This window comes from Cyclobacterium salsum (genome assembly GCF_010119245.1).
Lineage (GTDB): Bacteria > Bacteroidota > Bacteroidia > Cytophagales > Cyclobacteriaceae > Cyclobacterium > Cyclobacterium salsum.
The window spans coordinates 151,821-178,189 of sequence record NZ_WNKG01000003.1; the positions used below are offsets into that span (position 1 = coordinate 151,821).

Sequence of the window (26,369 nt, forward strand, 5' to 3'; positions counted from 1 at the left end):
GTGGTGTTTCTACTATTAAATCAAAGTATCATGAAAAATAAAATAATATTACTGACCTTGGTAGCCCTTACCAGTCTGGCAAGTTGTGAGTACTCCGAGTTTGAGGAGAATTACACCGATCCTTCCAAGGTTTCAGAAACTTCCGTAGAAAAGCAATTTACCGGTTTTATTATTGCCAACCGGAATTACGTACTCCCCAGTTATACAAATTACTTTGTTAATTTGAGGATTACATTAAACCGCTACACCCAGGCTACAGGCTGGGTCAATGAAGAGAACCAGTACGTTCCCGGATCGGCTGCTGTCAGCGGCCGTTGGAATGACTATTATCAGTTTCTGGCCCAATACCGGGAATTAGAAAAAGTGTATGCGGGCTTGAGTGATCAGAACAAGGAAGATAACCGGGTCTTTATGATTACGGCAGCTACTTACCTTTATGATCATACCCAGAAAATCGTGGACCTTCATGGCGCCATACCTTTTTCGGATGCAGGCATGCTAAGTACCAACGGGGGTGATTATAGCGAATCGTATCCGGTGTACGATGAGCCGGATGCCATTTACACGAAAATGTTGGACGATCTGGCCGGATTTGCGGATGAGTTGAGAACCCTGGATATTAATCCGGGCATATTAACCGGTTTTGAATCTCAGGATTTGATCAACCGGGGCGATATCGACATGTGGTTGAAATACATCAACTCCTTGCGAATCAGAATGCTCACCAGGGTGAGTGGCATTCCGGCATTCTCAGATCGTGCAGCTACCGAAATCAATACGATTTTGTCCAATCCTACCAATTATCCCATCGTGACCACGAATGATGAGAACATTACCTTTCGTATCCACGAATTGGGTACGCTAATAACGGCAAATGGTTTTCAAAGTGGTTTGGAAGATTGGGATGGCAATGTGGCTGGTAAAGCAATCGTGGACCATATGTTGAATAACGAAGATCCTCGACTTACCTATGTGTTTGAGCCTGGTGAAGAAGCCGAAGGAGAGTTTCTCACGCTGGATCCCCTTTTAAGTTCGTCCGTTCAGACCGAACTGATCGGATCCAATACCATGACCATCTACAATCGGACCACGTTAAGCCGAAACCAGTATTTCCCTGGAATGTTAATAAACGCCAGCCAGATTCACTTTATGGTTGCGGAATATTACCTAAAAGAGGGACAGGATGCTCAGGCTAAAGAACATTATGAAAGTGGGGTCAGGGAATCCATTCATTATTACGAAATGCTTCGAGGCATGAGTAATAACTTGATTTCTCCCGAGCCAATGCCGATCACAGCAGCTGGCATCGATACCTATTTGGCCGATGCAGATATCAGTTGGGATGCGGCTGCCGGAGATATGGAGAAGATGAGGCTTATCGCCGAACAAAAATGGCTTCATTTCAACGTGGTACAGCCCAATGAAAACTGGGCCGAGTTGAGACGAATCGAAATGCCGGATTTAGTATTCTGGGAAGATCAGTCCAATCAGCAAAGTCTTCCTCCCAACAGGTGGATATATCCTGGTTCGGAACAAACCTACAATACCGAGAATTACCAGCAGGTACAGCCTAATGATAATCTGACCAGAACGTTGTTTTGGGATAATTAATCAGGAAATCGGTTTATAATAAGAAGTTAAGAGGGCACCCAGTGGGTGCCCTTTTTTAATTATTAAAAAATGGAAAAGGAAAAGGCAATCGCAATGAAATAAATATTTTTTTTTATCTTGACTTCAAACTCAATTCTATTTTAACAACATCCCATCTATGACCCGCCTTTATCTCGTGCTCTCACTACTTGTTAGTTTTCTTCTAGTACCTTTTTCTGGTTGCCAGACCGAAAAAAGGGAGGAAGCCAGCCTCGCCAAAAAACCTAACATCGTCATCATTTACATGGACGATTTGGGGTATGGAGACATGAGTGCCTACGACGCGGGTACCCTGGAAACGCCCCATATGGATTTCCTGGCAAATCAGGGAATGAAGTTTACAAAAGCCTATGCGGCCTCCGCCACCTGTACTCCCAGTCGCTATGCCTTACTTACCGGCACCTATCCCTGGCGAAATAAAGATGCCAAAATTTTGCCCGGAACCGCTCCCCTGCTGATTGGTACGGAACAGCTAACCGTTCCTAAAATGCTAAAAAAGCAGGGCTATGCCACGGCAGTCGTGGGTAAATGGCACCTGGGACTAGGCGAAGGAGATGTAAATTGGAACGAACAGGTAAGCCCCGGACCGAACGAAGTGGGTTTTGATTATTCCTACATCATGGCGGCCACCCAGGATCGGGTACCCACCGTTTACCTGGAAGACGGCCTGGTGCAAGGCTTGGATCCGGAAGATCCCATTGAAATCAGCTACCGCGAAAATTTTGACGGGGAACCCACCGGAAAGGATAACCCTGAACTACTGACCATGAATTGGCACCACGGCCATAATAATAGCATTGTAAACGGCATTCCCCGCATCGGATTCATGAAAGGCGGAGAAGAGGCCAAATGGGTGGATGAAGACATGGCGGATCATTTCCTGGAAAAAGCACAGGAATATGTTAAGGAAGAAAGGGAGGATCCTTTTTTCCTTTATTATGCTTTTCAACAGCCACACGTGCCCCGTACGCCGCACCCTCGTTTTGCCGGAACATCCGGAATGGGGCCCCGGGGAGACGTGATTCTGGAAGCTGATTGGTGCATCGGGCAGTTTATGGAAACCCTGGAAGCAGAAGGGCTGCTGGAAAATACCCTGGTAATTTTCAGCAGTGACAACGGTCCCGTTTTGAACGACGGTTATTACGACGAGGCGGTGGAAAAACTAGGGGATCATACCCCATGGGGTCCATTCAGAGGAGGGAAGTACAGTTTGTTTGAAGCCGGTACCCGCTTGCCTTTCATCACCTATTGGAAAGGTACCATCGAACCCGGGGAGTCGGATGCCTTGATCAGCCAAATCGATATTCTGAACTCCCTGGCTGCACTGACCGGCAGCAGCGAACGAAGTGCCGATGGGCAGAATTTCATGGATACCTTTTTGGGTCAGGCAAATCAGGGAAGGGAATCCCTGGTTTTGGAGGCCACTACCCGGACAGCCTTCCGGCAGGGAGATTGGGTGCTTATCCCACCCTATAAGGGTCCGGCGGTTAACACTCATGTAAATATTGAATTAGGAAATGAGGCTGACTTTCAGCTGTATGATTTGAGTCAGGATAGGGGACAACAACAAAATCTGGCCGACCAGCATCCCGAAAAGGTAAAAGCCATGCTGGAGGATTTCATCGCCATCCGTGGCGAAGAATTTGTCAACACAGAAGCCCTGGAGCTAAAGTAATTTCGGCGACAGATTTACTTTGCGCTGCTTATTAGGTAATGTGCTGTTGCCCTTTTAATAAGGAAATTGAGTATGAAAGTAATCGTATACCTGTTTTTTGGGTTGCTGATCAATTGCCTTTTAATCAGCAATGGATTTACACGCCAAAAACCAAAAGTAATTTTACTGACCGATATTGGAGGGGATACGGATGATGAGCAAAGTCTGACGCGCTTTTTATACTATGCGGACCATTTCGATATCAAGGCTTTGTGTGCTACCAGCAGGTTAGGGCATGGTCAGGACATTCGCCCGGAAATCATCGAGGGACATTTGCAGGCTTACCGGGAAGTGTACCCCAACCTTCGCCTGCATTCGGAAGATTTTCCGAATCCGGAGGTACTCCTTTCTTTGGTCAGGAAGGGGCAGGGAAATTCCGAAGAGATTGGAGAAGGTTTTGATACCGAAGCTTCAGAGGCCATTATCCAAGTGGTAGATGCGTCGGAAACCTTGGTTCATATTCCTGTTTGGGGTGGTTTGCGGGAACTGGCGCAGGCATTGTGGAAGATAAGCCAAAACAGATCTCCGGAAGAAGTAGCCGCTTTTTGCCGCAACATCCAGGTTCATGCCATTGGAGATCAGGACGGACACCGGGAGTACCTACTTAGCGAATTCAAGGAGCTAACCTTTATTGCTAATGGTTACGCCTGGTATGGGTTTACAGGTGTGCGTGAACTGTCGACCTTTAGAGGCATGTACATGACCGGCAATCAGCAAATGCAGGATGCGGCCTGGATCAGGGCAAACATTCACGGAAACGGTCCGCTCAGCGAGCGCTACCAATTGCATGGGCATGGCACGAATGGAATGAAAGAAGGGGACAGCCCTTCTTTTTTGGGCTTGATTGGCAATGGGCTTAATGTGCCCGAGCGTCCGGATTGGGGAGGTTGGGGTGGTAGGTATCGCCTGCTTAAAGGAAAATTGTATATCGATGCGCCGGATTACCTGGAGGGCACACTAAACGAACGGCATTCGGTGGCACGGTGGCGAACGGCTTTCCAATCCGATTTTATGGCCCGTGTGCAGTGGGCGCAGCTCCCATTTGAGCAGGCCAACCATAATCCGGTAGCAATAGTAAATGGCGACATGGCCAGGACACCACTATCTATTTCCGCGAAACCAGGGGAACGAGTGCAACTGGACGCCAGTAACAGTAGTGATCCGGATGGACAGGAGCTGGCCTTTCACTGGTGGGTGTATGAAGAGATATACCGTCCCACACAACCTCTTCCGTTTCAATACGCTGAAAATAGGAGCAAAATATCCTTCGAAATGCCGGTGGTTGCTCCGGGAAAGGCCATCCATTTGATCCTGGAAGTGAGCGACCGGGGGCAGCCTGCCCTGAGCAGTTACAAACGCATCATCATAAACCCAAATCCATGAAAACAATTCACATAAAAACACTTCTTTGCGCTGCGCTGCTGATATTCGGGTGTGGGCGGACTCCCTCCGGACAGCAGGAACAGGAAAGCAGCACCGGTATCCGACCCTGGTCGGAAAACCCGGCTTACTGGGAATACAAGGGAGAGCCAGTTTTGTTGTTGGGCGCTACTGATAACGACAATTTGTTTCAGATGGGTAATTTGAAGTCCCATTTGGACAGCCTGCAAGCGGTGGGCGGAAATTACATTCGGAACACCATGAGTGATCGGGACCCCGGTGATTTGCGGGCATTTGCCAGGGATGAGCAAGGCAAATACGATTTGAATGCATGGAACGATGCGTACTGGCGACAAATGGACAGTTTGCTGCATTGGACAGCCGAACGGGATATTGTGGTGCAAATTGAAATTTGGGACCGCTTCGACCATTCCCGGCAGGAGTGGTTATCCGATCCCTATCACCCTGCGAATAATTCGAATTATACCTATGAAACGGTGAAACTGGACAGCCTGTACCCCAATCATCCCGGGGCCAACGAGCAACCCTTTTTCTATACGGTTCCGGCCCTGGATGACAATCCGGAATTATTGCGCTACCAGGAATCGTTTGTACGGAAACTCCTGAGTCACACACTGGCTTATGATCACGTTCTCTATTGCATTGACAACGAGACCAAAGGAGAAGACGATTGGGCACTTTACTGGGCTGAATTCTTGAAAAATGAGGCTGGAGATAAGGAAATCATGATCACACAGATGTGGGATGATTGGGATATAACCTCTGACATGCACCGGAGAACATTGGATCGCCCGGGAATTTATTCCTATATCGACATGTCCCAAAACAGCCACAATACCGGTCAGCAAAATTGGGATAATGCCCGCTTTATTTTTGATTACCTGCAAGCTAATCCGAGGCCCGTCAATAGTACTAAAATTTACGGCAGCCGGACCAGTCCCTGGACCAATCGTGGGATCAATGAGCAGCATGCCGTGGAAACGTTTTATCGCAATATTATGGGTGGATTTGCTTCCAGCCGCTTTCACAGACCTCCCGCAGGACTGGGCTTGAGTGCTCCTTCGATTCTGGCCATTTCATCCCTGAGAAAAGTGGAGGAAAGGGTTAAGCTTTGGGAGGTGGATGCCCGAATGGATTTGCTATCGGAAAGAGCAGAAAACGAAGCGTACTGTGCCGCAAGGGAAGGCGAGAAATACCTTATTTATTTGCCGGGGGAAGGAGAAGTGGTGGTGGATCTTAGTAACTTATCAGGAGCGGCTACACTTCACTGGCTTTCCTTATCCGATGGAAAATGGCTTTCCTCAACCGAGGTTAAAGGAGGGCGAGAAATCAATCTAATAACGCCGGTAAACAATGGCAGTATGGCAGTGATCGTGAAAGAATAGGCAACAGAAACCGGGGTTTGGATACGATAACGAAGGCTATAATAGTGGCGACAGCAGCTAAGCGAAACCAGGTAGTACTGGAAAGAAAATTAAATCAGTAAACGTTGGAATTCAAATTAAAATAAAAGGCAATGATAGAAATGTCGGTTTCTAGTGGTCGCAACGTATATGCCCTTCTGCTCCTGATATTACTGGGATTAATGGCATGTGGAGCGAATGAAGAATTACCTGAACACCCCAATATCTTATGGATTTCCCATGAAGACCTGAGTCCCATCTACGGATGTTACGGAGATGCCTACGCCCGAACCCCCTATATCGACAGCCTGGCTAAAACAAGTATTCGCTTTACCCAGGCATTTTCCAATGCTCCCATTTGTGCGCCAGCCCGGTCTACTTTAATTACGGGAATGTATGCCAGTTCCCTGGGAACCCAACACCTTCGCTCGGAAATACCGGTTCCGGAAAACCTGAAAATTTTACCCGAGGTATTAAAGGAAGCGGGCTATTACACCAGCAATAATGTCAAAACCGATTACAACTTTGATCACCAGGGACGCTGGGATGAAAGCAGCAGGGAAGCGCATTGGCGAAACCGGGCAGAGGGGCAACCTTTTTTCGGTGTATTTAATTTTATGATGACTCATGAAGGCCCAACCAATGCCCTACGGGAAAGCGATACCGAGTCGCTGGAGGTGTACAGTGATCCCGATCAGGCGGTTTTACCCCCTCACCTTCCGGACAGTCCCAAAATGAGAGAGATATGGGCGCATATGTACGACCTGCTGGCGGTTTTTGATCAGCAAGTGGGCAAATTGCTCGGACAGTTGGAAGCTGACGGCTTGCTGGATGAAACCATTGTGTTCGTTTTTTCGGATCACGGTCACGGCTTACCCGGCCATAAACGCTGGCTGGACAATGCCGGATTGCAAATCCCTTTTATTCTGCACGTCCCGGACAAATACAGCCATTTGGCAAGCAACATTCAAGCCTCCGTAACCGACAGAAAGGTAGGATTTGTAGATTTTGCCCCCACCGTGATTCGGTTGGCGGGTGCTGAGGTTCCGGAGATGATGGAGGGAAAGAATTTTTTGGGAGAAGCAGCGGAAGAAAAGGAGTTTGTGTTTGGATACCGGGACCGGGCAGATGATTGTTACGAAGTATCCCGATCCGTATATGACGGGAGGTATTTATACGTCCGGCATTTTATGCCCCAATTGCCTTACTACCAGAACGCTTTGATTTTCAACAAGGGTGGGAGTTATGCGGAAATCAATCGCTTGCGGGATAGGGGGCAACTGTCGGAGTCTGTCTTACAACTGTTTGCTCCCAAGCCAGTAGAAGTCGTATACGATTTGGAAAACGATCCTTTGGAACAACATAACCTGATCGACCAACCGGAACTGGCAGGACGGATCGCCGGCTTGAGTCAAGCACTGGACGAATGGATGATCCGGCACCGGGATACCGGTTTGATTACGGAAGGAATCATGATGGAGCAGGCGAAAGCGGCAGGCAAAAGTGTCTACGAAATAGCGCAGGGGTATTCTACGGAGGCTTTCCGTGAAATTCTGGAGGTGGCCCGAATGACGGGAGAGGTGGAGGAGCCGGAGGCGTTGATTCCATTTTTTGAATCGGAGGAGGCTTCTGCTCGATTTTGGGCGTTGGTGGCATTGGATTCCTATTCCGGAGATATAGAGGCGGTTTTTCCTTATTTGAGCCAATTGATGCAGGATGGGGCACCGGCGGTAGCCATCAAATCGGCAGAGATTGTGGCGAAGAGAATGAATGATCCTCGAGCCTTTGAGGTATTGGAACGAATGCTTAAACTGGATGATGAGGTGCAGGTATTGCAGGCGGCGATCAGTGTGCGACAATTGGGTGATAAAGCACAGCCCTTGCTGGAAGTGATTCAAGAGGAAATTTTCCCGAGGTATTCCGGGGAAATTTGGGGCCGCTACAAAAGCTGGAGTTACCCCATGTTTATTGGAATGGCATTGGATCAAACCCAGATCAACTGTGGTAGGGTCATAGATACACACAAGTAATTGTTTTATCTAAAATAACGATATTGCCTATAAGAACGGATTTATTGGAGATTAGTAAAAGAGAAAGAAGACCGGAGCGGGTAAATGAAAACAAATGGATTTTAATTTTAATATGGGGCCCGCTTAAAGCCACGTTTTTTAGTTAAGTGTTAATAGGACTAAAAAATCTTTTTAAACCAAAAAAATTGAATTTTATCACAGAAGAATTAGATTAATTGTTTATTTTTTTACAAAAGTTGATACATTGGAATAGCCTTTTATAAAATTTAATGCGTATTGTAATAGATTAATTAAATTATTTGATATTTTTATTGCTGGAAACAGCATGTATTTGAAACAAAAATTGTCAAAACATTTATTTCACATGATATTTTTACGGTTCAATTTTTAATCAGCTATGGATTGTTACTCAAAAAAAAAGAATTTCTACGAAACGACTTCGTTTAAAATGGAGTTGTTTTTTGACTTATCCCTGGATTTGTTTAGTGTGGCAGGCTTTGATGGGTATTTTAAGCGTATTAATCCGGCGTTAAAAAAAGTGCTGGGGTATCCGGATGAAATTTTATATGGAAGGCCTATCAATTCCTTTGTACATCAGGAGGACCTGGAGGCTACGGTGGAAACCCGGAATTATATCATATCAGATGGAATTCCCCTGCTTAATTTTGAAAACAGGTACATCACCCATTCTGGTGACATCATTTGGTTGTCCTGGACCTCTGTACCGGCAAAAGAAGAAGGGCTAATCTATGCGGTAGCCAAAAACATTACGCACAAGAAGAAATTGGAAGCAGATAGAAATGCGCTAATTACCAAACTCACCCAATCCAATGAAAAATTAAAGGAGCTTACTTTCACGACCTCCCATGATTTAAGGTCGCCTGTTAATAACCTGCTTTCCATTTTTAGTATTTTAGAAGAATCAAATATGAAGCCTTCTGAAATTCTTGAGTTTATCGAATTGATGAAGCATTCTACTGCAGGTCTGAAAAACACACTGGACACTTATGTTGACAACCTGAGTCAGAAAGATGTACTGACTGTACTGCTTGAACAACTTGATCTCAATGAGGTGATGAGCAAAGTGAAAAATTCTATTAAATCACTGATTGAAACTTCCAATACCAAAATAATCTCCGATTTTTCTGCGACGGATCAGGTGAAATTCAATGGTGCCTATTTGGAAAGTATTTTTTTAAATATGTTTACAAACTCGATTAAATATGCCAAGCCTGGCAACCATGCCATTATATCGGTGTCCACCAAGATTAGGAATGGTTCTACCCAGCTGGTTTTTGAAGACAACGGGATCGGTTTTGATATGGACAAAATTGGGGACAAGGTATTTGGTTTTAGGGAAACGTTTCATTCCAACACGGACAGTAAAGGCATTGGATTGTACCTGGTACACAACCATGTCACCGCGTTGGGAGGGAAAATAGAAATCGACAGTAAGCCGGGGCAGGGAACCCGATTCACCATTAGTTTTAAGGGGTAATTGCCGGACAAGACAAGTATCTAATTATCCATCCAAACCTTGTTTTCAGCGGCGCACCGAATTAATTCCCACCGCTGCGGCGGAAGGCGAGGGGTATCGAATGTCTTATACTTAAAACTACTCCCTTTATTGGTATTTACGATAAAAAATTCTTCCCAACTCTGGTCGGGACCGGCACGTATCCATTTCCAGCATACCATGGGTATCGATCAGCATTGTTATCTCATTATATGCTGTTGTTTTAGGGCATCGTTGCTACTTTTTTAAGGTTAATGTCTTATATTCCGGCCATGTTATTACAGGGAATAGACTGGCTGATACTCGTTTCGTTTTTCGCGTTATCCCTGGGGATTGGAATTTACAGCTCCAAAAAATCGGCTCAAAACATACAGGAATTCTTCAAAGCCGGTGGTAATCTCCCCTGGTGGGTGCTGGGAATTTCAATGGTTGCCACTACTTTCTCAACGGATACGCCCAATCTGGTGACGGATATTGTCCGAAAAAATGGCATTTCCGGAAATTGGGTATGGTGGAGTTTTTTGTTGACCGGAATGCTTACCGTTTTTTTCTTTGCCCGGCTTTGGAAACGGTCCGGGGTGTTGACGGATATTGAGTTTTATGAATTGCGGTACAGCGGCAAGCCCGCCTCTTTTCTTCGGGGATTTCGAGCCATTTACCTGGGGATTTTCTTTAATGTGGTCATTATCTCCGGCGTATCCCTGGCAGCCATTAAGATCGGCGGTGTATTATTGGGGCTTAGTCCCCTGCCTGTGTTGCTCATCTCGGGATTTGTGACGGTACTTTACAGTAGTCTGGGAGGCTTGAGAGGCGTAGTGTTTACCGATTTTATGCAGTTTGGGATTTCCCTGGCGGGTGCCATAGCTGCCGCTTGGGTTTCGGTTCATCATCCGGCCATTGGTGGACTGGATGCACTACTTCAGCACCCTGAAGTAAGCATAAAACTTGATTTTATTCCTGACATTAATAACTGGGAGGTATTTTTAATTGTTTTCCTGATTCCCGTTTTCATACAGTGGTGGTCGGTCTGGTATCCGGGATCGGAGCCAGGTGGCGGAGGATTTATCGTTCAGCGCATGCTAGCTGCCAAGGATGAAAATCACGCCCTTTCTTCGGTGTTGCTATTTACAATCGTACATTACGCCATTCGGCCCTGGCCTTGGATCATTGTGGCCCTGTGCAGCATCATTGTTTTTCCAGATCTGGATGCCTTAAGGCAGGCCTTTCCGGAAGCAGATGTATCCATTGTTCAGGATGATATGGCCTATCCGGCCATGCTTTCCTTTATGCCCGTCGGCATCATGGGGCTGGTGGTTACTTCCCTGGTGGCTGCCTACATGTCTACCTTGTCGACCATGCTGAACCTGGGGTCTTCCTACGTCGTAAATGATTTTTACCAGCGGTTTATTCGGCCCGGTGCTTCTCAAAAACACCTGATAGGCATGGGCAGGCTCACCACCCTGCTCATCATGGTGATCGGTGGCTACGTAGCCTTACAATTAGAAAATGCCCTACAGACCTTTGCCATTTTACTGCAGATTGGGGCCGGAACGGGGCTGATTTACATATTGAGATGGTATTGGTGGCGGATCAATGCCGTCAGTGAAATGGTGGCGATGGCCGTTTCCTTTTTGATGGCACTATATTTTGCTTTTTTACATACAGCCCTTTTTGAGCCCCTGACAACGGCCGCCGAGTTGCTTATAGGCATCGTGGTCACTACCCTGAGTTGGGTAGCCGCAGCCTATTGGACACCGGATACGGATGGTAAGATATTAATGGCATTCGTTCAAAAAACAAAGGCTCCGGGTCCTGGGTGGCGACGAATTCATAAACGTATGCGGGCAAATGGACAGCCGATAGCAAGTTCTCTAGCCTTTGATTTTCAGGCCTCCCTGCTGGCTTTTGCAGCCGGGGTCACCGCCGTTTATGCTTTTTTGTTTAGCACAGGATATTTTTTGTTTGGAGACCCACTTAGTGGTGTTTTGTTGATGGGATTGGCAGGTATTGGCTTTGGGGCGGTATTTATCTTGAGAAAAAGGTTGAGGTAAGCGGGTTGTTTCAAGAAAAGCTACTACGAAATCCCGGTTAGGGAGCCCCAACATTTTTTTCGAAAAACCCTGTAGCATTTCGCAGGTTTTAAACGTCTCGTAGTAAGGTAGGGTAGGTAGTAGCAGTGAAAAGGAAAAAGAGGGCATTTGGTTTTCCGTCTATTAGAATAACGTTAGGTCCATACTATTGGCATTCAGATGTTTATAAATAGTAATTAAATTTATGTTAATTATACCTAATGTTTTCATTTGATTCAAAATTTCAAATATATTTGCGAAATTTTATATAAATCGATTCGCTCCCCATATAAGGCATTTGCAAAATGAAAAATCAAATTTTTAGTTGTTTTTTACTTTTATTCAGTTTAAGCGGATATGCCCAAAAAGTAGTTGTGAGTGGGACGATTACAGAGGCAGGAACCGGCGAGCATCTGATAGGAGCCAATATCTTTGATAGGGTTGCTGAAAAGGGAGCCGTTGCCAATCAGTTTGGATTTTACAGTTATACCAGTAGCAGCGATAGCCTGGATCTCTATGTTAGTTTTGTAGGGTTTCAGACCAAACGGCTTCAGTTGAACGTGCAGGGAGATACGGTCATTAATGTGGAGCTGGTGCCGGATGGCAACCTGGAAGAGGTGGTGGTATCGGCCAGCGATATGGACAAGATCCAGGAGGTCAGCCGGATGAGTTCGATTAACGTTCCCCTCAAACAGATCAAAGAATTACCGGCTTTTATGGGAGAGGTGGACGTGTTTAAGGTACTACAGTTGCTGCCCGGCGTGCAATCGGGCACGGAGGGAGGAAGCGGCCTGTATGTTAGGGGAGGAGGTCCTGACCAAAACCTGATTTTGCTCGATGGGGTGCCGGTTTACAATGCCTCCCATTTATTTGGGTTCTTTTCCATATTCAATGCGGATGCCATTAATAACGTCGAGCTGATCAAGGGAGGATTTCCAGCCCGGTACGGGGGGCGATTGTCTTCGGTAATTGATATCAGCATGAAAGAAGGCAACATGCAGGAGATAAAGGGGGAAGGCTCGATTGGCTTAATTGCATCTAAAGTGACCGTAGAGGGGCCCATTAAGAAAGATCAAACTTCTTTTATTTTTTCAGCCAGAAGAACATACCTGGATCTATTGGCAAGGCCCCTAATCAAGGCATCTACTGGTGGTAGTGAAAATGTAGGGTACTACTTTTACGACCTGAATGGAAAAATCAACCATAAAGTCAACGATAAAAATCGGATTTATCTAAGTGTTTACTCAGGCGATGACAAAGCATACTCCAGGTATAACGACTACTATGTTAATGATAACGAACGGACGGATTATGATGAAGAATTTGGCCTGCGTTGGGGTAACTTCATCACGGCCCTTCGTTGGAACAATGTCATAAACAATCGCTTATTTAGCAACCATACCTTTACCCATAGCCGGTATAAATTTGATCTTTTCAGCAACTACGAGGAAAATATTTCAGGATTTGGTGTGGACGAAACCAATGTTTATTCGGAGCGATACTTTTCGGGGATCAGAGACTGGGCCTTCAAATCCGATTTCGAATTTATTCCCAATCCGGATCATTACCTTCGGTTTGGCGGGCAGGTGATTTTTCATAAATTTTCTCCGGGAGTATATGCCAGCAAAAGCAGCGAATCCGAAAACGATTTAAGGTTGGGAGCCGACGAATTGAATTCGATGGAGTATGCCGTCTATGCAGAGGACGATATTAATCTCAGCCCACGACTGAAGGCCAATCTGGGCCTGCATTATTCTGGTTTCCTTACCGAAGATCAACACTACAATAGCCTACAGCCGAGGATTGCTGCCCGGTATATGGTGAATCCGGCTACTTCCATAAAAGCTTCCTTCGTCACGATGACCCAATTTATACACTTGCTCACCAATGCAGGATTGGGCTTGCCAACGGATCTTTGGGTACCAGCGACACCCAGAATCGGTCCGCAAGAATCCATGCAGGTAGCTTTGGGAGGGGCTAAAACCATCCGAGGCTTCGAAGTCAGTCTGGAAGCTTATTACAAAACCATGGACGGGTTGATTGAGTATAAGGATGGTGCCACCTACCTGAACCTGGACCAGGACTGGCAGGATAAAGTGGCCGTCGGGGAGGGAAAGAGTTATGGTGCCGAGTTCCTGGTGCAGCGAAAAGTAGGAAAAATTTCCGGTTGGCTGGGCTATACCCTTTCCAATACCGAAAGGCGGTTTGATGAGATTAATTTTGGTGAGTGGTTTCCCTACAAGTACGACCGAAGGCATGATATCAGCCTGGCCCTGACACACGAATGGAAGGACAATAAGGATTTTTCTCTGGCCTGGGTTTACGGAACCGGAAATGCAGTATCCTTACCGACGCAACGCTATGAGGGAATGGAAGTGAACCGTTACGGGGGATTTTCCAGACCGAATATAAATTATTATGAAAGCCGAAATAATTTCAGAAACAGGGACTACCATCGACTGGATTTGAGCTTTAGCTGGTGGAAAACCAAAAAATGGGGCGAACGGAAATGGACACTGGGAATTTACAATGTGTACAATCGGATGAATCCGTTCTTTATGGATCTGGGTAATGACCGGCAGGGAAACAGAAAGGTCATTCAATACAGCCTTTTCCCCATTATCCCCTCCTTTTCTTATGGGTTTAAATTCTAATTTTAATGAAAAAGAACAAACTGTTGACTTCGATTTTTCCCGGCCCGCTAAAGCTCGTTGGGTTTGCGTTTTTGCTTTTTGCCTGCGAGACCACCGTGGATATCGACATACCTTTCGAAAAGCCGCAGATCACCCTGAACTCCAGTCTCAGACACAATACCTTTCCCAGCGTAAGGCTTAGCTACAGCAAGCACATTCTGGATAATAACTGGGAGTTTGTTCCCATCAAGGATGCAGCCGTAAGGCTGATTCATGAAGGAGAGACACTCCCACTTTCATTCGTTGAAGAAACGGGCGAATATACAAATCTAAACAGACTGCTGACGCAAGGAAATGAATATACCGTTGAAGTAGATGTGGAAGGATATGAAACCGTGCGAGCGTCAGAGGTTATCCCCATTTCTGTTCCCATAAAAGATTTGATTTACCAGGGGACGGTGCAGGTGGATGCCTGGTCCTCCAATGACGATGTGACGCTTATCTTTGATGACCCGGAAGGAGAAAATTTTTATGAGATTTCCGCAGAATTTTACCGGCAGTATACCTATACGGATGAGAATGGAAATATGGTGTACTACGAGGACAACTACCCGCTTTACCTGGAGCCCAAAAACCCAACCTACGAAAAAGACTACAATACCGATGGGGAATTACTGATTGACGATAAACTTTTTGAGGGAAGAGAAGCCGTCATTGATCTCTTTCTTAATGGTAGTTATTTTTCGGACGATATGGAGGGTGAAATTAAATTTACCTTGAAATCTGTTACCCGAAACTATTACCTGTTTCATTCCACGTACGGCTTGCAATGGTGGAATGAAGGGGATCCCTTTGCTCAGCCGGTGCAGGTGTATTCCAATATCTCGAATGGGATAGGTATCGTCATGGGGGAGAGTATTTCCGTAAAGAGAATCGATCCGTAATTAGCTAAGGTTGATTAATTTTGGTGTTAAAAAGGCGCATTACAGATTACTCAGATTAACAAAGAAAATGGATCATTACTGGGTGAGTATGCCACTTCACCCCCATATCTATGGTGCTATGAACAAATAATAGCTGCCAAAAAGCCATTTGTAATGGCTTATGGTATGCATTTTAAAGCACACTTTTCGTTACGGTCGGTCTTTGATTTCCGGCATTACAAATGCCTCATAAACCAAACTAATCGGATAGCTGGGATGAAGTTGCAAATTTTCAGAAAAACTCTTGCTCTAAAAGATAGTAACTACACCAAGAGACAGCCAACCACACCCAGAGAGGGTTTCGGGGATTGCAAATCCCCTTTATCTGAACCACGGAATTACAAATTTCGCGGAGCGGAGCTGTTCGACATTTGTAATGTCGAACTTCAGATAAACAGGATTTGCAATCCTGCTTTCGTAAACAAATTGGAATTATAGCGTATTCCGGTACAAGGTCAAAACGCCAAACCCTTCAGCTCTTCGGGAGAATTGATGCTGGTTTCCTCAAAATGCAAAGTCCAGCCCATCGTACCCGTAAGCAGGTAGATTTTTGACAATTCGGTGAGCAAGCGTTCTCTGGCATCTTCTTTTAGGTCGGACTGTTGGATCTTGTCCTCCAGAATCTGGTAAACGCTGCCTTTTATTTTATTGTAATCCGCTGCGTCGAATTTATTGAAGTAATCCTGGCTGACATCGTAATATTGCAAATCCGGATAAATATTAATTTCCGGTTCGGGGATACTAATGATACGAACCTGCTTTGCCTCCTGGTCTATTTCGGTTTTAAGTTGTCTCAGATCGTAGGCAACCGTAACTTTTGCATTGATAATGACCAGGGCCTTTTTGTTGGCCGAAAAAATATCAAAATAATTTTTCCGGGTATTTTTATAACTCAATACCTGAGAAAAATGCCCCTCGGTGACCAACAACTTGCCCACTTGTTGGATTTGTTGCTCGAGCAAGGCCGTATTTTGTTGGATTTCCTGCTGTTCACTATTTTGACGGATAATGAATTGAATCGCCCCGTAAAGCAACAATGCGGTAACTATTCCAGCCAAAAATCGATACATCTCTCGGTGTTTTTTTAAATCACATCTATGATCCTGTAAAAGAAAGGAGAATTAGCAGAAGGTCCAACAAAGGAGCCGCTGAACGGTAGCATTTATTTTATAGGGTCGGTTCGAGAATTAAATTAGCCAAATCATTTTAAAAAAGCGGTACATTGAATATCTTAGTAAAAAAGCCCAAGTCATTAACCAAAAAAAGCCAACCATGCAGGAATCTCCCTGGTTTAAATTTTACCCGAAAGCGGTGCCTACTGTCATTGATCCCGAAGAGTTCGGTAGCGTTGTGGACCTATTTGAAGAAAGCATTCATAAATTTGGCGATGCCGTAGCCTATGAATGCATGGGTAAAACCATCTCGTTTAATGAATTGGATCGATTGTCGAATCAGTTCGCTGCTTTTTTACAGCAGAAGTTGGGATTAAAAAAGGGGGACCGTATTGGAATCCAAATGCCCAATCTGCTCCAATACCCCGTGGTCATGTTCGGTGCCTTGCGCGCAGGGTTGGTGGTGGTAAATACCAATCCCCTGTATACCGCATCTGAAATGAAGCATCAATACACCGATTCGGGGGTCAAAGCAGTGGTCATTTTGGCAAATTTTGCCCACAATCTGGAGAAGATTAAGGAAGAATCGGGTGTGCAGCATGTGGTCGTGACCGAAATTGGGGACCTTTTGGGAGGATTGAAGGGAATGATCGTTAATTTAGTAGTAAAATATATTAAAAAGATGGTACCGGCCTATTCCCTTACGGGAGCCTGGAATTTCAAAAAGGCAATGGCAGCAGGAAATCCGGCGGCTTTTGAGAAGCAAACCTTGCAGGGGGCTGATCTGGCTTACCTGCAATACACAGGAGGAACTACCGGTGTATCCAAAGGAGCGATGCTGACCCACCGTAACATTGTGGCCAATATGCAGCAGATTTCCGCTTGGATGAAGCCCAAACTTAAAGAGCGGGAAGAAACCGTCATCACTGCCCTTCCCTTGTACCATATTTTTGCGCTGACGGTTAATTGCCTGGCTATGATGAAGATCGGAGCGCATAACGTGCTCATCACCAATCCCAGGGACATGCCCGCTTTTTGCAAGGAATTGAGAAAACACCCTTTTAGCGTTTTTACGGGCGTCAATACCCTTTTCAATGGCTTGTTAAACCAAGAATCCTTTCGTTCCCTGGACTTTAGTTCGTTAAAAATTGCCGTAGGAGGCGGCATGGCCGTACAGCAATCCGTGGCCAGGCGCTGGCAGAAGGTAACTGGAACGCCATTGGCAGAAGGTTACGGACTTACCGAGACCTCGCCCGTGGTTTCCTGCAATCCCATCGATGGTACCGAAAGGCTGGGAACCATAGGGGTGCCCCTACCCAATACCGAGGTAAAAATTGTAGACGACGAAGGCAAGGCGCTTCCCATCGGCGAGCGGGGCGAGTTATGTGTCAAAGGACCGCAGGTAATGCCGGGATATTGGCAGCGACCTGAGGAAACGAAAACGGCTTTCTACGAAGATTGGTTTAAAACCGGTGACATCGCCATGCAGGATGAAGATGGGTTCCTTAAGATCGTAGACCGGAAGAAGGAAATGATTCTGGTTTCCGGCTTTAACGTGTACCCCAATGAAGTAGAAGATGCCCTTGCCGGCCACGAGCAGGTAGATGAGGTGGGTGTCATTGGCATACCGGATGATAAGTCTACCGAACGGGTCATTGCCTACGTGGTCAGTACCAACCCATCGCTAACTGAAGAAGAGCTGATCGCTTTTTCCCGGGAAAGCCTGACCAGCTACAAGGTTCCCAAAGAGATCTATTTTGTGAAAGAACTGCCCAAGTCCAATGTCGGTAAAATTCTCCGAAGAGTCATCCGGGAAAATCATGAGAAAAAACAGCAGGCTTAGGTCTGCTGCCTTGGCTTGTCCAGGTTTTTGATGATTCTGGCTGGATTGCCACCCACCAGCACATCCGAAGGCACCTCTTTGGTCACTACTGCTCCTGCGGCGATGATGCTACGGGAACCAATATGCACCCCCGGGCAAATAATAGCCCCACCGCCAACCCACACGTCGTCTCCGATACGGACCGGCTGGCCAAATTCCAACAAAGAACCTCTGATTGAAGATTCTAGGGGATGAGTGGCGGCATAGATTTGTACATTAGGACCAAATAAGCAGCGATTCCCGATGGTAATCGGACAAACATCCAATAGGGTACAATTGAAATTGAAAAAGACCTGGTCTCCCACCTCAATATTATAGCCATAATCACAGAAAAATGGCGGTTCGATGCCAAAATCCTTGCCAATTTTACGGAATAACTGCTCCATGACTTGTTGCCTCAGTAGGAGCTCATCCGGGGCACTGTCGTTGAGTTTTTTTAGCAGCATGCGGGCATGCAACCTTTCCTGGGAAAGTTCCCTGTCCGAAGCCAGGTACAATTCGCCAGCCAGCATTTTTTCTTTTTCGGTCTTCATTTATTCGGACGATAAGAGGGCCTTTAATTGAGTAAGATGCCGCTGCTCATGCGTGAGCATGATTTCGATGGTGGCATCCAGTGGATACACAATCCATTTGTTAGCCGGGGAGGCAATCATTATTTTCTGATTAAAATAGGGGTCAAGTTTTTGAATGTACCCCGAAAGTTGGTGTTGTACTTCAAAAAACCTGTTCAACAGGTCCTGGTTGTGCATGCCTGCCGTTGGTTCCCAGCGTGCAAAGGTTTTGATTTTTACAGGCTTTTTATTGGCAGAAAGGATGAGTTCACCCATTTTCTGGCCGTAGAATGGTAGTTTACCCAGTAGCGGGTTTTTGTAATTCCCCTGAATGATTTGATCGAAAACGGTGAAATAAGATTCATTTACGCGCAGCAGATGCTGCAGGATTTCCATAGGGCTCCATTTTTCCGGATTGGGCTTTTGGTTCAGGGTAGTAAGGTCGTTCGCTTTTACTAGTTTGTCAAACTCCCAGGTAAGCTGAGTCAGTTCCATTTGCCAGGTATCGGCTTGTTCGTTCATAGGGTTTTATTTCTAAAGCTGGATTGATTTACCTGATGCCTGGGTGCCGTTCAATGGCAGTTTCCCATCACCAAAACTTAATATTAACCAATTGGAGACTGGAATTCAAGAAAGAAATAAAAACAATTCCTTTTGATTCTCCGGCCAATTGGTTTTATTTTATATTTCACTTATGTATGCGATCGTAGATATTGAAACTACCGGGGGATTCTCGGCTCAGCACCGGATCATTGAGATTGCGGTGGTGTTCCATGACGGAGAAAAAATCACCGGACATTACGAGCGGCTGCTCAATCCCCGTAGAAGTATTCCCTCTTTTATTACAGGTCTTACCGGTATAGATGCCCACATGCTGTCAGAAGCCCCTGATTTTGCACAGGTAGCGGATGAGTTGTGGACATTGTTGGAGGGGAAAATTTTTGTCGCCCATAATGTAAGTTTTGATTATAACTTTGTCAGACAAGCTTTTGAACAGGAAAAGAAATCGTACAAGCCCAAACGCCTGTGTACGGTAAGGCTGAGTAGAAAAATTTTTCCCGGCTTGAGAAGTTATAGTTTGGGCCGTCTGTGCGAATCCCGGGGAATCACGGTGACTGATAGGCATCGTGCGTTGGGAGATGCCTGGGCTACTGCCTTGCTGTTTGGCCAACTGCTACGGGAAGATGGTACCGGTGAGATTGCCAGGTCAATCAAAGGGAAAGAAAAAGCACTTACACTCCCGCCGAACATTAGCCACGAACAGTACCGTCAAATTCCTTGCGCTACAGGGGTGTATTATTTTCATGATAGGAATGGAAAGGTAATTTACGTAGGGAAGGCAGTCAATATCAGAAGCAGATTTGACAGCCATTTTTCGGGAAAATCGAAAATCAGCCTTAAATCCGAGATTTGCGATATCAGCTATGAACTGACGGGTAGTGAGCTGCTGGCATTGCTGCTGGAAGCCATGGAAATAAAGCGACTTTGGCCCAAATACAACCGCTCGCTGAAGGTAAAGGCCACTTCATGGGGGATATTTGCCTACCAGGACCAGCAAGGATACCAGCGTTTTCAGGTGAGTAAGATTTTTCCGGGAATAAAACCGCTGATGACCTTTACCAGCCACACAGAGGCCTGGAAACTCGTGTCGGACAAAACGGAGGAACTGGCGCTTTGCCCCAAATTATCCGGTATTCAGAAAACGTCTGGAGCCTGCTATGACTATCAGTTGGGAAAATGTACCGGTGCCTGCTGCGGGGAGGAATCGCCAGATGCCTATAATCAAAAAGCAGCCCAATTATGGAGTGGAAGGTCCAGCCAGCAAGGAGAACGGTTTCTGATCAAAGATCAGGGAAGGAACCGGGAGGAAGAGGCCGTATTGCTTGTGGAAGACGGGTTTTTGGCAGCGTTCGGATACATCGATCAAACGGCCCAATGTCAGGAAATTGAGGAAGTAATGCATTTTCTTAAACCAGTAAAAAGAGTGGTAGAAACACAGGCATTGCTCCAGTCTTACCTGACTAAACTCCCGGCGGACCGGATTATTCCCTTGAACGGGATGCAATAAAGTTAGTAGAAACGTACCTTTAGTAAAATAACCAAATTAAATAACTATGAAAATTAACGATCAAGATCCGCTTTTGCCCTATCAACCTGAATCGAAACGGTACGAATCCATGACGTACAGAAGGTGTGGCAGGAGTGGTCTGGACCTTCCCCTGATTTCGTTGGGTCTTTGGCATAATTTTGGGCATAGCGATGATTTCAAAAACGGCAGAAAGATACTGCGGACTGCCTTTGACCTGGGAATCACCCATTTTGACCTGGCCAATAATTACGGGCCTCCCTATGGTGCAGCCGAAGAAAATTTTGGGAGAATCTTTCAAAAAGACTTCAAAGCCCTTCGGGATGAGCTGATTATTTCATCCAAGGCCGGCTGGGACATGTGGCCGGGACCCTACGGTAATTTTGGCTCAAAGAAATACCTGGTGGCTAGCCTGGACCAAAGCTTGAAGCGGATGGGATTGGACTATGTGGATATCTTCTATCATCACCGACCCGATCCGGACACCCCTCTGGAGGAGACCATGGCCGCATTGGATTTGATCGTAAAGCAGGGGAAAGCCTTGTATGTCGGAATTTCCCAATACAGTGCAGAAGATACGGCAAAGGCATCCAAACTGTTAAAGGAGATGGGGACTCCCTGCTTGATTCATCAGCCGCGTTACAGCATGATGGACCGATGGGTTGAGGACGGTTTGCTCGATGTGCTGGAATCAGAAGGAATAGGCACTATTGCGTTTTCTCCACTGGAACAAGGGGTTTTGACGAATAAATACCTGGACGGTTTTCCGGAGGATTCGAGGGCTGTTAAAGACGGTCGGTACCTTCAAACAGAAAAACTAACTCCCGAGCTGTTGGCTAAAGTAGAGCAACTGAATGATCTGGCGAAAAATAGGGGACAGAGTTTGGCGCAAATGGCCATTGCCTGGCTGCTAAAGGACCCACGGATTACTTCTGTTTTGGTAGGAGTAAGCAAGGCTTCCCAAATCATTGACAATGTGAACAGCCTGAAGGTTCTTGATTTTTCCAAGGAAGAACTGGCAATAATTGAGCAACTGCTCAAGTCTTGAATGAAGGCGATTTGATCCAACGCTTTTTTTGGTTCGTTGATTTTAGGCCCTTTCCGGAATAGAAAAAATCCTGTGTGAGTCTCCTTTCATGCAGGATTTTTTTATTTATCATTTCTCGTTTATGGTAAAAAATACGGATAATCGGTATTTTTTTTGTTTTAATATTTGTATATTGACTGAGAACCCAATTAACCAAGTTATGAAAAAGCAGCTATTTGTGGCTATCCTAGCCCTATTTACAAGCATCAGCCTTTCGGCGCAACAACAGCAGTATGTGGTCTTTGAATTTATCAAAGTAGAACCCGACCGGGTGTTGGATTACCTGGAATACAAGGATTTTTTGGCCCAGGTTCATAAGGTTTCCAAGGATAATGGTCATATCAAAGGCTGGGATTTATGGTCGTTGCAGTCCGGATCCGATCTGGAAGGAGAAAATTTCCAGTACGTAACCGTTACCTACTACGAGGATCCCGTAAAAATGATGGATGGAAACAAAGAGGATATGTGGGTAAGCAATGCGCTTGAAGCCTTTCCGGATATGGATGAAGAAGCCGTTCGAAAGCGGATAGGGGATGCCCTGGACATGCGTGACCTTGCTGTAAGAAGTTACATGGTAGAGGTGGCGAGGACCTCGGATGATTTTGAGTACAAGCCGGGGATTTTAGCCTCCTTTGATTTGATGAAAGCGGTTGAAGGCAAATTTCAGGATTACGAAAAAGCCGAAAAGGAAGTATTCCTTCCCATTCATGAAAAAAAGATACAAGCAGACCTGATGGAAAACTGGTGCTTTCTAAGAACAGCCCTTCCCACGGGCAGTGAGGCGAAATCCACCCACCTGACCATGAATGTGTATTCCGACTATTTGCAATTTTTTAATTCCATGGAATACGAGGACATGGAAGTCACGGATGAACAACAAGAAGCGGTGGAAGAAGGCCTAAACTCACGAGATCAGAAATGGGTTTACCTGGCCACATTGGAAACGGTGGTGCGCTAATTCAGTTTGAGGGATTAAAAACCTCGTTTTCCCAACCCATCCGCCTGCAGGTCAAAACCATCAGGTAATTGACACCGGTATGGAAAACGACCAATAAAAAAATGGCCAATAAGGGGACGCCAAAAACCTGATAGGGCCAGGCGTAGGTCCATACGCCTAATTGTATGGTGATTATTTCTCCTATCGTAGGGAAAATCATGGCTACCAAAAGGGTAAGGATGATTTTTTCTCCGGTTCCTTGTAGGCCTAGGGAGCGGAAGAGGTCTTTTTCCAATTGATAGACAAACGTAAAGGCCAAGGCCCAGGCGAAAGGAAGCCAATAGGGAAAGCTCCGTTGCCCCAGGTCATGGTATTCCCAATGATTAAAATAGATTCCCCATCCTTCACAACAAACCCCCAAAAAACCCCCTATTAGGGCACCGGTTGCGTATACGTATTTGTCATCTGCATGAAGCCGCCACCTTTTTACCAGGGTATATACCAGGTATAAAGCCAAAACCAACCCAACCCAGGCATCGAAAGAATGAAAAATACCGATAAAAAAACCGGCAAGGATAAGTTTCAGCAGGCTTTTGGCCAGGATTTTACCGGTTTCCGTTTTGGACGAAATTTTAATTGCTGTTTTCAATAGTAGCTGTTTTACCCTCAAAAATAGTAAAAAAGAGTTAGTCTGGAAAAAACCATTTTTTCAAATGCTCCTCCATGATCAATACGCCCTTGCCCGCTGTTTCCTCAATGGGTATTAAATGCGCCGCTGGGTAGTATGAAGGCATTTTGGGATCGATGATGAACTTTGGTATTTCCGAAGCGGCCTCGTCCAATAAGCCAGCGGCCGGGTAAACCATTAGCGAGGTGCCGATAACCGCAAAAGCATCGGCACTTTTTACGGCCGAAATGGCCGCTTCCATCATGGGCACGGGTTCGCCAAACCAAACGACAAAAGGTCGTAATTGGGAGCCTTTTTCACAGGTATCACCCAGGTTAATTTCAAATCCCTCTACCGGGTATACAAGACTTGGATCCAAACTGCTCTGTGCTTTGAACAGTTCTCCATGTAAATGAATCACCCGTGAGGAACCGGCCCGTTCATGAAGGTCATCTACGTTTTGGGTAATGATAGTCAGGTCAAACATCTTTTCCATTTCCGCAAGCTTCAAATGTGCCGGGTTTGGTTGTGCATTTTTGCAGGCCTTTCGGCGTTGGTTGTAAAAATCCAACACCAGCTCCTGATTTTTTTGCCATCCCTGGGGAGTCGCCACCTCCATTACATCATGACCTTCCCACAATCCATTATCATCCCGAAACGTACGAATACCACTTTCCGCAGAGACTCCCGCACCGGTTAAAACCACCAGGTGTTTTTTCTCTTGTTTGTCCATCGTAAAAGTCTGTTTTTATTTAGTCAACCCCTGAATTTAAAAATAAAATCTGAACTTCTACCTTTCTGTCTTCAGGTTGCGCGGAAGGAACCCGGGTTCTGACCAATTGTGCACCGGATTGGCGCTGAATTCGATCATTTGCGATCCCAAATTCCTCCAGGGCCCCTGCTACCGATTGGGTACGTTTTTCGACCAGATTAAGGTTAAAGGTAATGCTTCCGGTGTGATCTGCGTAGCCCTTTAGGGATACGACGGCATCCGGAAAAAGCTCTAGTGTATGGGCTAGCTCCTCTAATTTTGATAACGCAGCTTCGGATAGCTCACTTTGATTTATTTCAAAATAAATGTCCGTATAAAGGGCAGGCAGACTTAATTCCGTAGCGATGGTGTCTCTTGTTTCGTTCAGGATTACGATTTCCGGCAACCTGCTACCCGGTAGGGGAAATGGCTCCGACCAGATGGGTACTCTCGGATTTAGCCGAAGCCCGGTTTTTATAGACAGGCTATCGGGACTAACCTGAGGCACCAATGCTAGGTCGGAAGAAGCCCTCTCCGTAACTTCTGTACCTGTAGCTCCTTCTGCTGGCCTCCGACCCAAGGGAGCAATGATCGGTACAAATACCCTGCTGGAGGATCGGTTTTGTTTGGTATTGGAATACCTTTCGGTAGGAAATGATCGGGTTTGTTGTTCCTGTTGGTTTCTTCTTCTAAAATCGGAATAATTTTCAGGATAGACACGGAAATCCGAATAGGGTTTAGGGTAGTTAGGGTAAACCGGATAGAAGGTAGTAGGAGTGGTGGTTTGCTCCATTTCATCATTCGAATAATCGAATTCAGGATAATAGGCCCTGGACTCTAACTGGAAATAACGGTTTTCGAGGCTATCTAATGCAGGAATTTTCGTTTCTGATGCCACAGCACCTTGAAAATAATAGTTGGCTATCGGTGATTCAAGTGAATCCATCGTACCCGGGCTTTCAACGGTAGGATTAGCGGATATAAACAACTCCGGAACAGCCCTATCCTGAATGGTGTCGGGCAGGGATGGATTTATCCCACTACTAGGGGAGACTTCGGAGCGAGGCGCTTCCCGGTAGGTCGCAGCGGAGGGACTGATAATACTGGCTTTAAAGCTAGCCCGATTAGGTGCAAAGCTGAATTTTATACCCAGTTGATGCTGAAATAACCAGTCCCTGTCAGGACCCCGCTGAGCCGGTTGATTTCGGATAGCTGCCGGGGAGAAAAAAGCTTCGGAGGCTGGGAAAAGTCGTTCGCCATTCGTTTGCGCATTGGATTGGATAAACAGTTCAAATTGATGGGATAACCTTAGCCTCAGTCCCAAACCCATGTCCAGGTAAGATCGCTCCCCGGAATGATTTTGTCCGGTCACTAATCCGTTTTCTATTCCAGAAGAGCCCTGCAAGGGATTACCTGCTACCGGTTTGAGGGTTTGGCTTTCCCAGGTACGCCAACCCATTCCTATAAGCGCATAGGGTGCCAGGAGGGATGTTTCCGGAAGTATTTTGCCGTTGTCCATCCGAAAGATCAATGCCGAACCAATATTCCAAAGGCTAGACTTGTAATGAGTGGAATGGTATTGGCTAGGGTGGAAGTTCGAAAATTCCATGCCATTACCCGCCAAAGCCTGCCTGCCGCCATGAATGGAAAGCCCCAGGCCAGCCCTCAGACGTTTCTCAAGGCTTATATTCCAATTTGATTCCGGCACTACGGGGAAAGATGTACGGAATGCTTCCGGTATATCGGCGGATTTTTGCAACCGATACGTACTCAGTTGACCATAGTAATTGGTATAACCCGTAGCAATGCCCAATCGCCAACGATATTGTTGGGAAAAAACTTCTGTTAACAGAAGAAAATAGGTAAGGAAAAGCAAGATACTGCTTCTGATCATCAT

At 45.9% G+C, this 26,369-nt stretch carries 19 protein-coding genes; 13 read left to right on the forward strand and 6 right to left on the reverse strand.

Features of this window, described 5'->3' with window-relative positions; translation table 11 throughout:
* The first annotated feature begins 30 nt into the window (after positions 1-30).
* The 9 genes from GJS45_RS06070 to GJS45_RS06110 all read left to right on the forward strand — a co-directional run bounded on the left by GJS45_RS06070 (position 31) and on the right by GJS45_RS06110 (position 15,360).
* A complete protein-coding gene (locus GJS45_RS06070; protein WP_162340585.1) occupies positions 31-1,611 on the forward strand; it encodes a SusD/RagB family nutrient-binding outer membrane lipoprotein in 1,581 nt (526 codons plus the stop codon).
* A gap of 157 nt (positions 1,612-1,768) precedes the next feature.
* Entirely contained in the window at positions 1,769-3,325 is a 1,557-nt protein-coding gene (locus GJS45_RS06075; protein ID WP_162340586.1) for a sulfatase family protein, read from the forward strand.
* A gap of 72 nt (positions 3,326-3,397) precedes the next feature.
* The gene (locus GJS45_RS06080; protein WP_162340587.1) at positions 3,398-4,747 is read left to right on the forward strand and encodes a nucleoside hydrolase-like domain-containing protein; all 1,350 of its coding nucleotides are present in this window, start codon (positions 3,398-3,400) and stop codon (positions 4,745-4,747) included.
* A complete protein-coding gene (locus tag GJS45_RS06085) occupies positions 4,744-6,150 on the forward strand; it encodes a putative collagen-binding domain-containing protein (RefSeq protein WP_162340588.1) in 1,407 nt (468 codons plus the stop codon). Before GJS45_RS06080 ends, GJS45_RS06085 begins: the two co-directional genes overlap by 4 nt.
* 131 nt (positions 6,151-6,281) lie before the next feature.
* Entirely contained in the window at positions 6,282-8,198 is a 1,917-nt protein-coding gene (locus GJS45_RS06090; RefSeq protein WP_235954635.1) for a sulfatase-like hydrolase/transferase, read from the forward strand.
* Between the two features lie 397 nt (positions 8,199-8,595).
* A complete protein-coding gene (locus tag GJS45_RS06095) occupies positions 8,596-9,696 on the forward strand; it encodes a PAS domain-containing sensor histidine kinase (RefSeq protein ID WP_162340589.1) in 1,101 nt (366 codons plus the stop codon).
* A gap of 290 nt (positions 9,697-9,986) precedes the next feature.
* Entirely contained in the window at positions 9,987-11,765 is a 1,779-nt protein-coding gene (locus GJS45_RS06100) for a sodium:solute symporter family protein (RefSeq protein ID WP_162340808.1), read from the forward strand.
* Positions 11,766-12,088: 323 nt separating this feature from the next.
* A complete protein-coding gene (locus GJS45_RS06105) occupies positions 12,089-14,437 on the forward strand; it encodes a TonB-dependent receptor (RefSeq protein WP_162340590.1) in 2,349 nt (782 codons plus the stop codon).
* A 5-nt stretch (positions 14,438-14,442) separates the two neighbouring features.
* Positions 14,443-15,360: a DUF4249 domain-containing protein gene (locus tag GJS45_RS06110; protein ID WP_162340591.1), complete on the forward strand. Its 918-nt coding sequence runs from the start codon at positions 14,443-14,445 to the stop codon at positions 15,358-15,360.
* Between the two features lie 494 nt (positions 15,361-15,854).
* On the opposite strand, the gene GJS45_RS06115 is transcribed toward GJS45_RS06110, so the two are convergent.
* Complete coding sequence (locus GJS45_RS06115; protein ID WP_162340592.1) at positions 15,855-16,469, reverse strand: DUF4230 domain-containing protein; 615 nt, start codon at positions 16,467-16,469, stop codon at positions 15,855-15,857.
* Between the two features lie 202 nt (positions 16,470-16,671).
* Here GJS45_RS06115 and GJS45_RS06120 point away from each other — a divergent pair, with 202 nt between their 5' ends.
* Complete coding sequence (locus tag GJS45_RS06120; RefSeq protein ID WP_162340593.1) at positions 16,672-18,354, forward strand: AMP-binding protein; 1,683 nt, start codon at positions 16,672-16,674, stop codon at positions 18,352-18,354.
* On the opposite strand, the gene GJS45_RS06125 is transcribed toward GJS45_RS06120, so the two are convergent.
* Both GJS45_RS06125 and GJS45_RS06130 read right to left on the reverse strand, forming a co-directional pair.
* Positions 18,351-18,926: a sugar O-acetyltransferase gene (locus tag GJS45_RS06125; protein WP_162340594.1), complete on the reverse strand. Its 576-nt coding sequence runs from the start codon at positions 18,924-18,926 to the stop codon at positions 18,351-18,353. The genes GJS45_RS06120 and GJS45_RS06125 overlap by 4 nt on opposite strands.
* Positions 18,927-19,466 carry a DinB family protein gene (locus GJS45_RS06130; RefSeq protein WP_162340595.1) on the reverse strand — a complete coding sequence of 180 codons (540 nt, stop codon included), beginning with the start codon at positions 19,464-19,466 and terminating at the stop codon, positions 18,927-18,929.
* Between the two features lie 172 nt (positions 19,467-19,638).
* Between GJS45_RS06130 and GJS45_RS06135 the strand changes: the two genes are divergently transcribed.
* From GJS45_RS06135 to GJS45_RS06145, 3 genes are all read left to right on the forward strand, one after another.
* Entirely contained in the window at positions 19,639-21,012 is a 1,374-nt protein-coding gene (locus GJS45_RS06135) for an exonuclease domain-containing protein (protein WP_162340596.1), read from the forward strand.
* Between the two features lie 46 nt (positions 21,013-21,058).
* Positions 21,059-22,078: an L-glyceraldehyde 3-phosphate reductase gene (gene mgrA / locus GJS45_RS06140; RefSeq protein ID WP_162340597.1), complete on the forward strand. Its 1,020-nt coding sequence runs from the start codon at positions 21,059-21,061 to the stop codon at positions 22,076-22,078.
* A gap of 199 nt (positions 22,079-22,277) precedes the next feature.
* Positions 22,278-23,075, forward strand: a complete 798-nt coding sequence (locus GJS45_RS06145; protein ID WP_162340598.1) for a hypothetical protein — start codon at positions 22,278-22,280, stop codon at positions 23,073-23,075.
* Position 23,076: 1 nt separating this feature from the next.
* Here GJS45_RS06145 and GJS45_RS06150 read toward each other — a convergent pair whose 3' ends face one another.
* Genes GJS45_RS06150 through GJS45_RS06160 form a run of 3 tightly spaced genes read right to left on the reverse strand, consistent with a single transcriptional unit; the run spans position 23,077 to position 26,369 of the window.
* Positions 23,077-23,703: a hypothetical protein gene (locus tag GJS45_RS06150; RefSeq protein ID WP_162340599.1), complete on the reverse strand. Its 627-nt coding sequence runs from the start codon at positions 23,701-23,703 to the stop codon at positions 23,077-23,079.
* 37 nt (positions 23,704-23,740) lie between these two features.
* Positions 23,741-24,454 carry an SIR2 family NAD-dependent protein deacylase gene (locus GJS45_RS06155; RefSeq protein WP_162340600.1) on the reverse strand — a complete coding sequence of 238 codons (714 nt, stop codon included), beginning with the start codon at positions 24,452-24,454 and terminating at the stop codon, positions 23,741-23,743.
* Positions 24,455-24,473: 19 nt separating this feature from the next.
* Positions 24,474-26,369, reverse strand: coding sequence for an OmpA family protein (locus GJS45_RS06160; protein WP_162340601.1), 1,896 nt, complete (start codon positions 26,367-26,369; stop codon positions 24,474-24,476).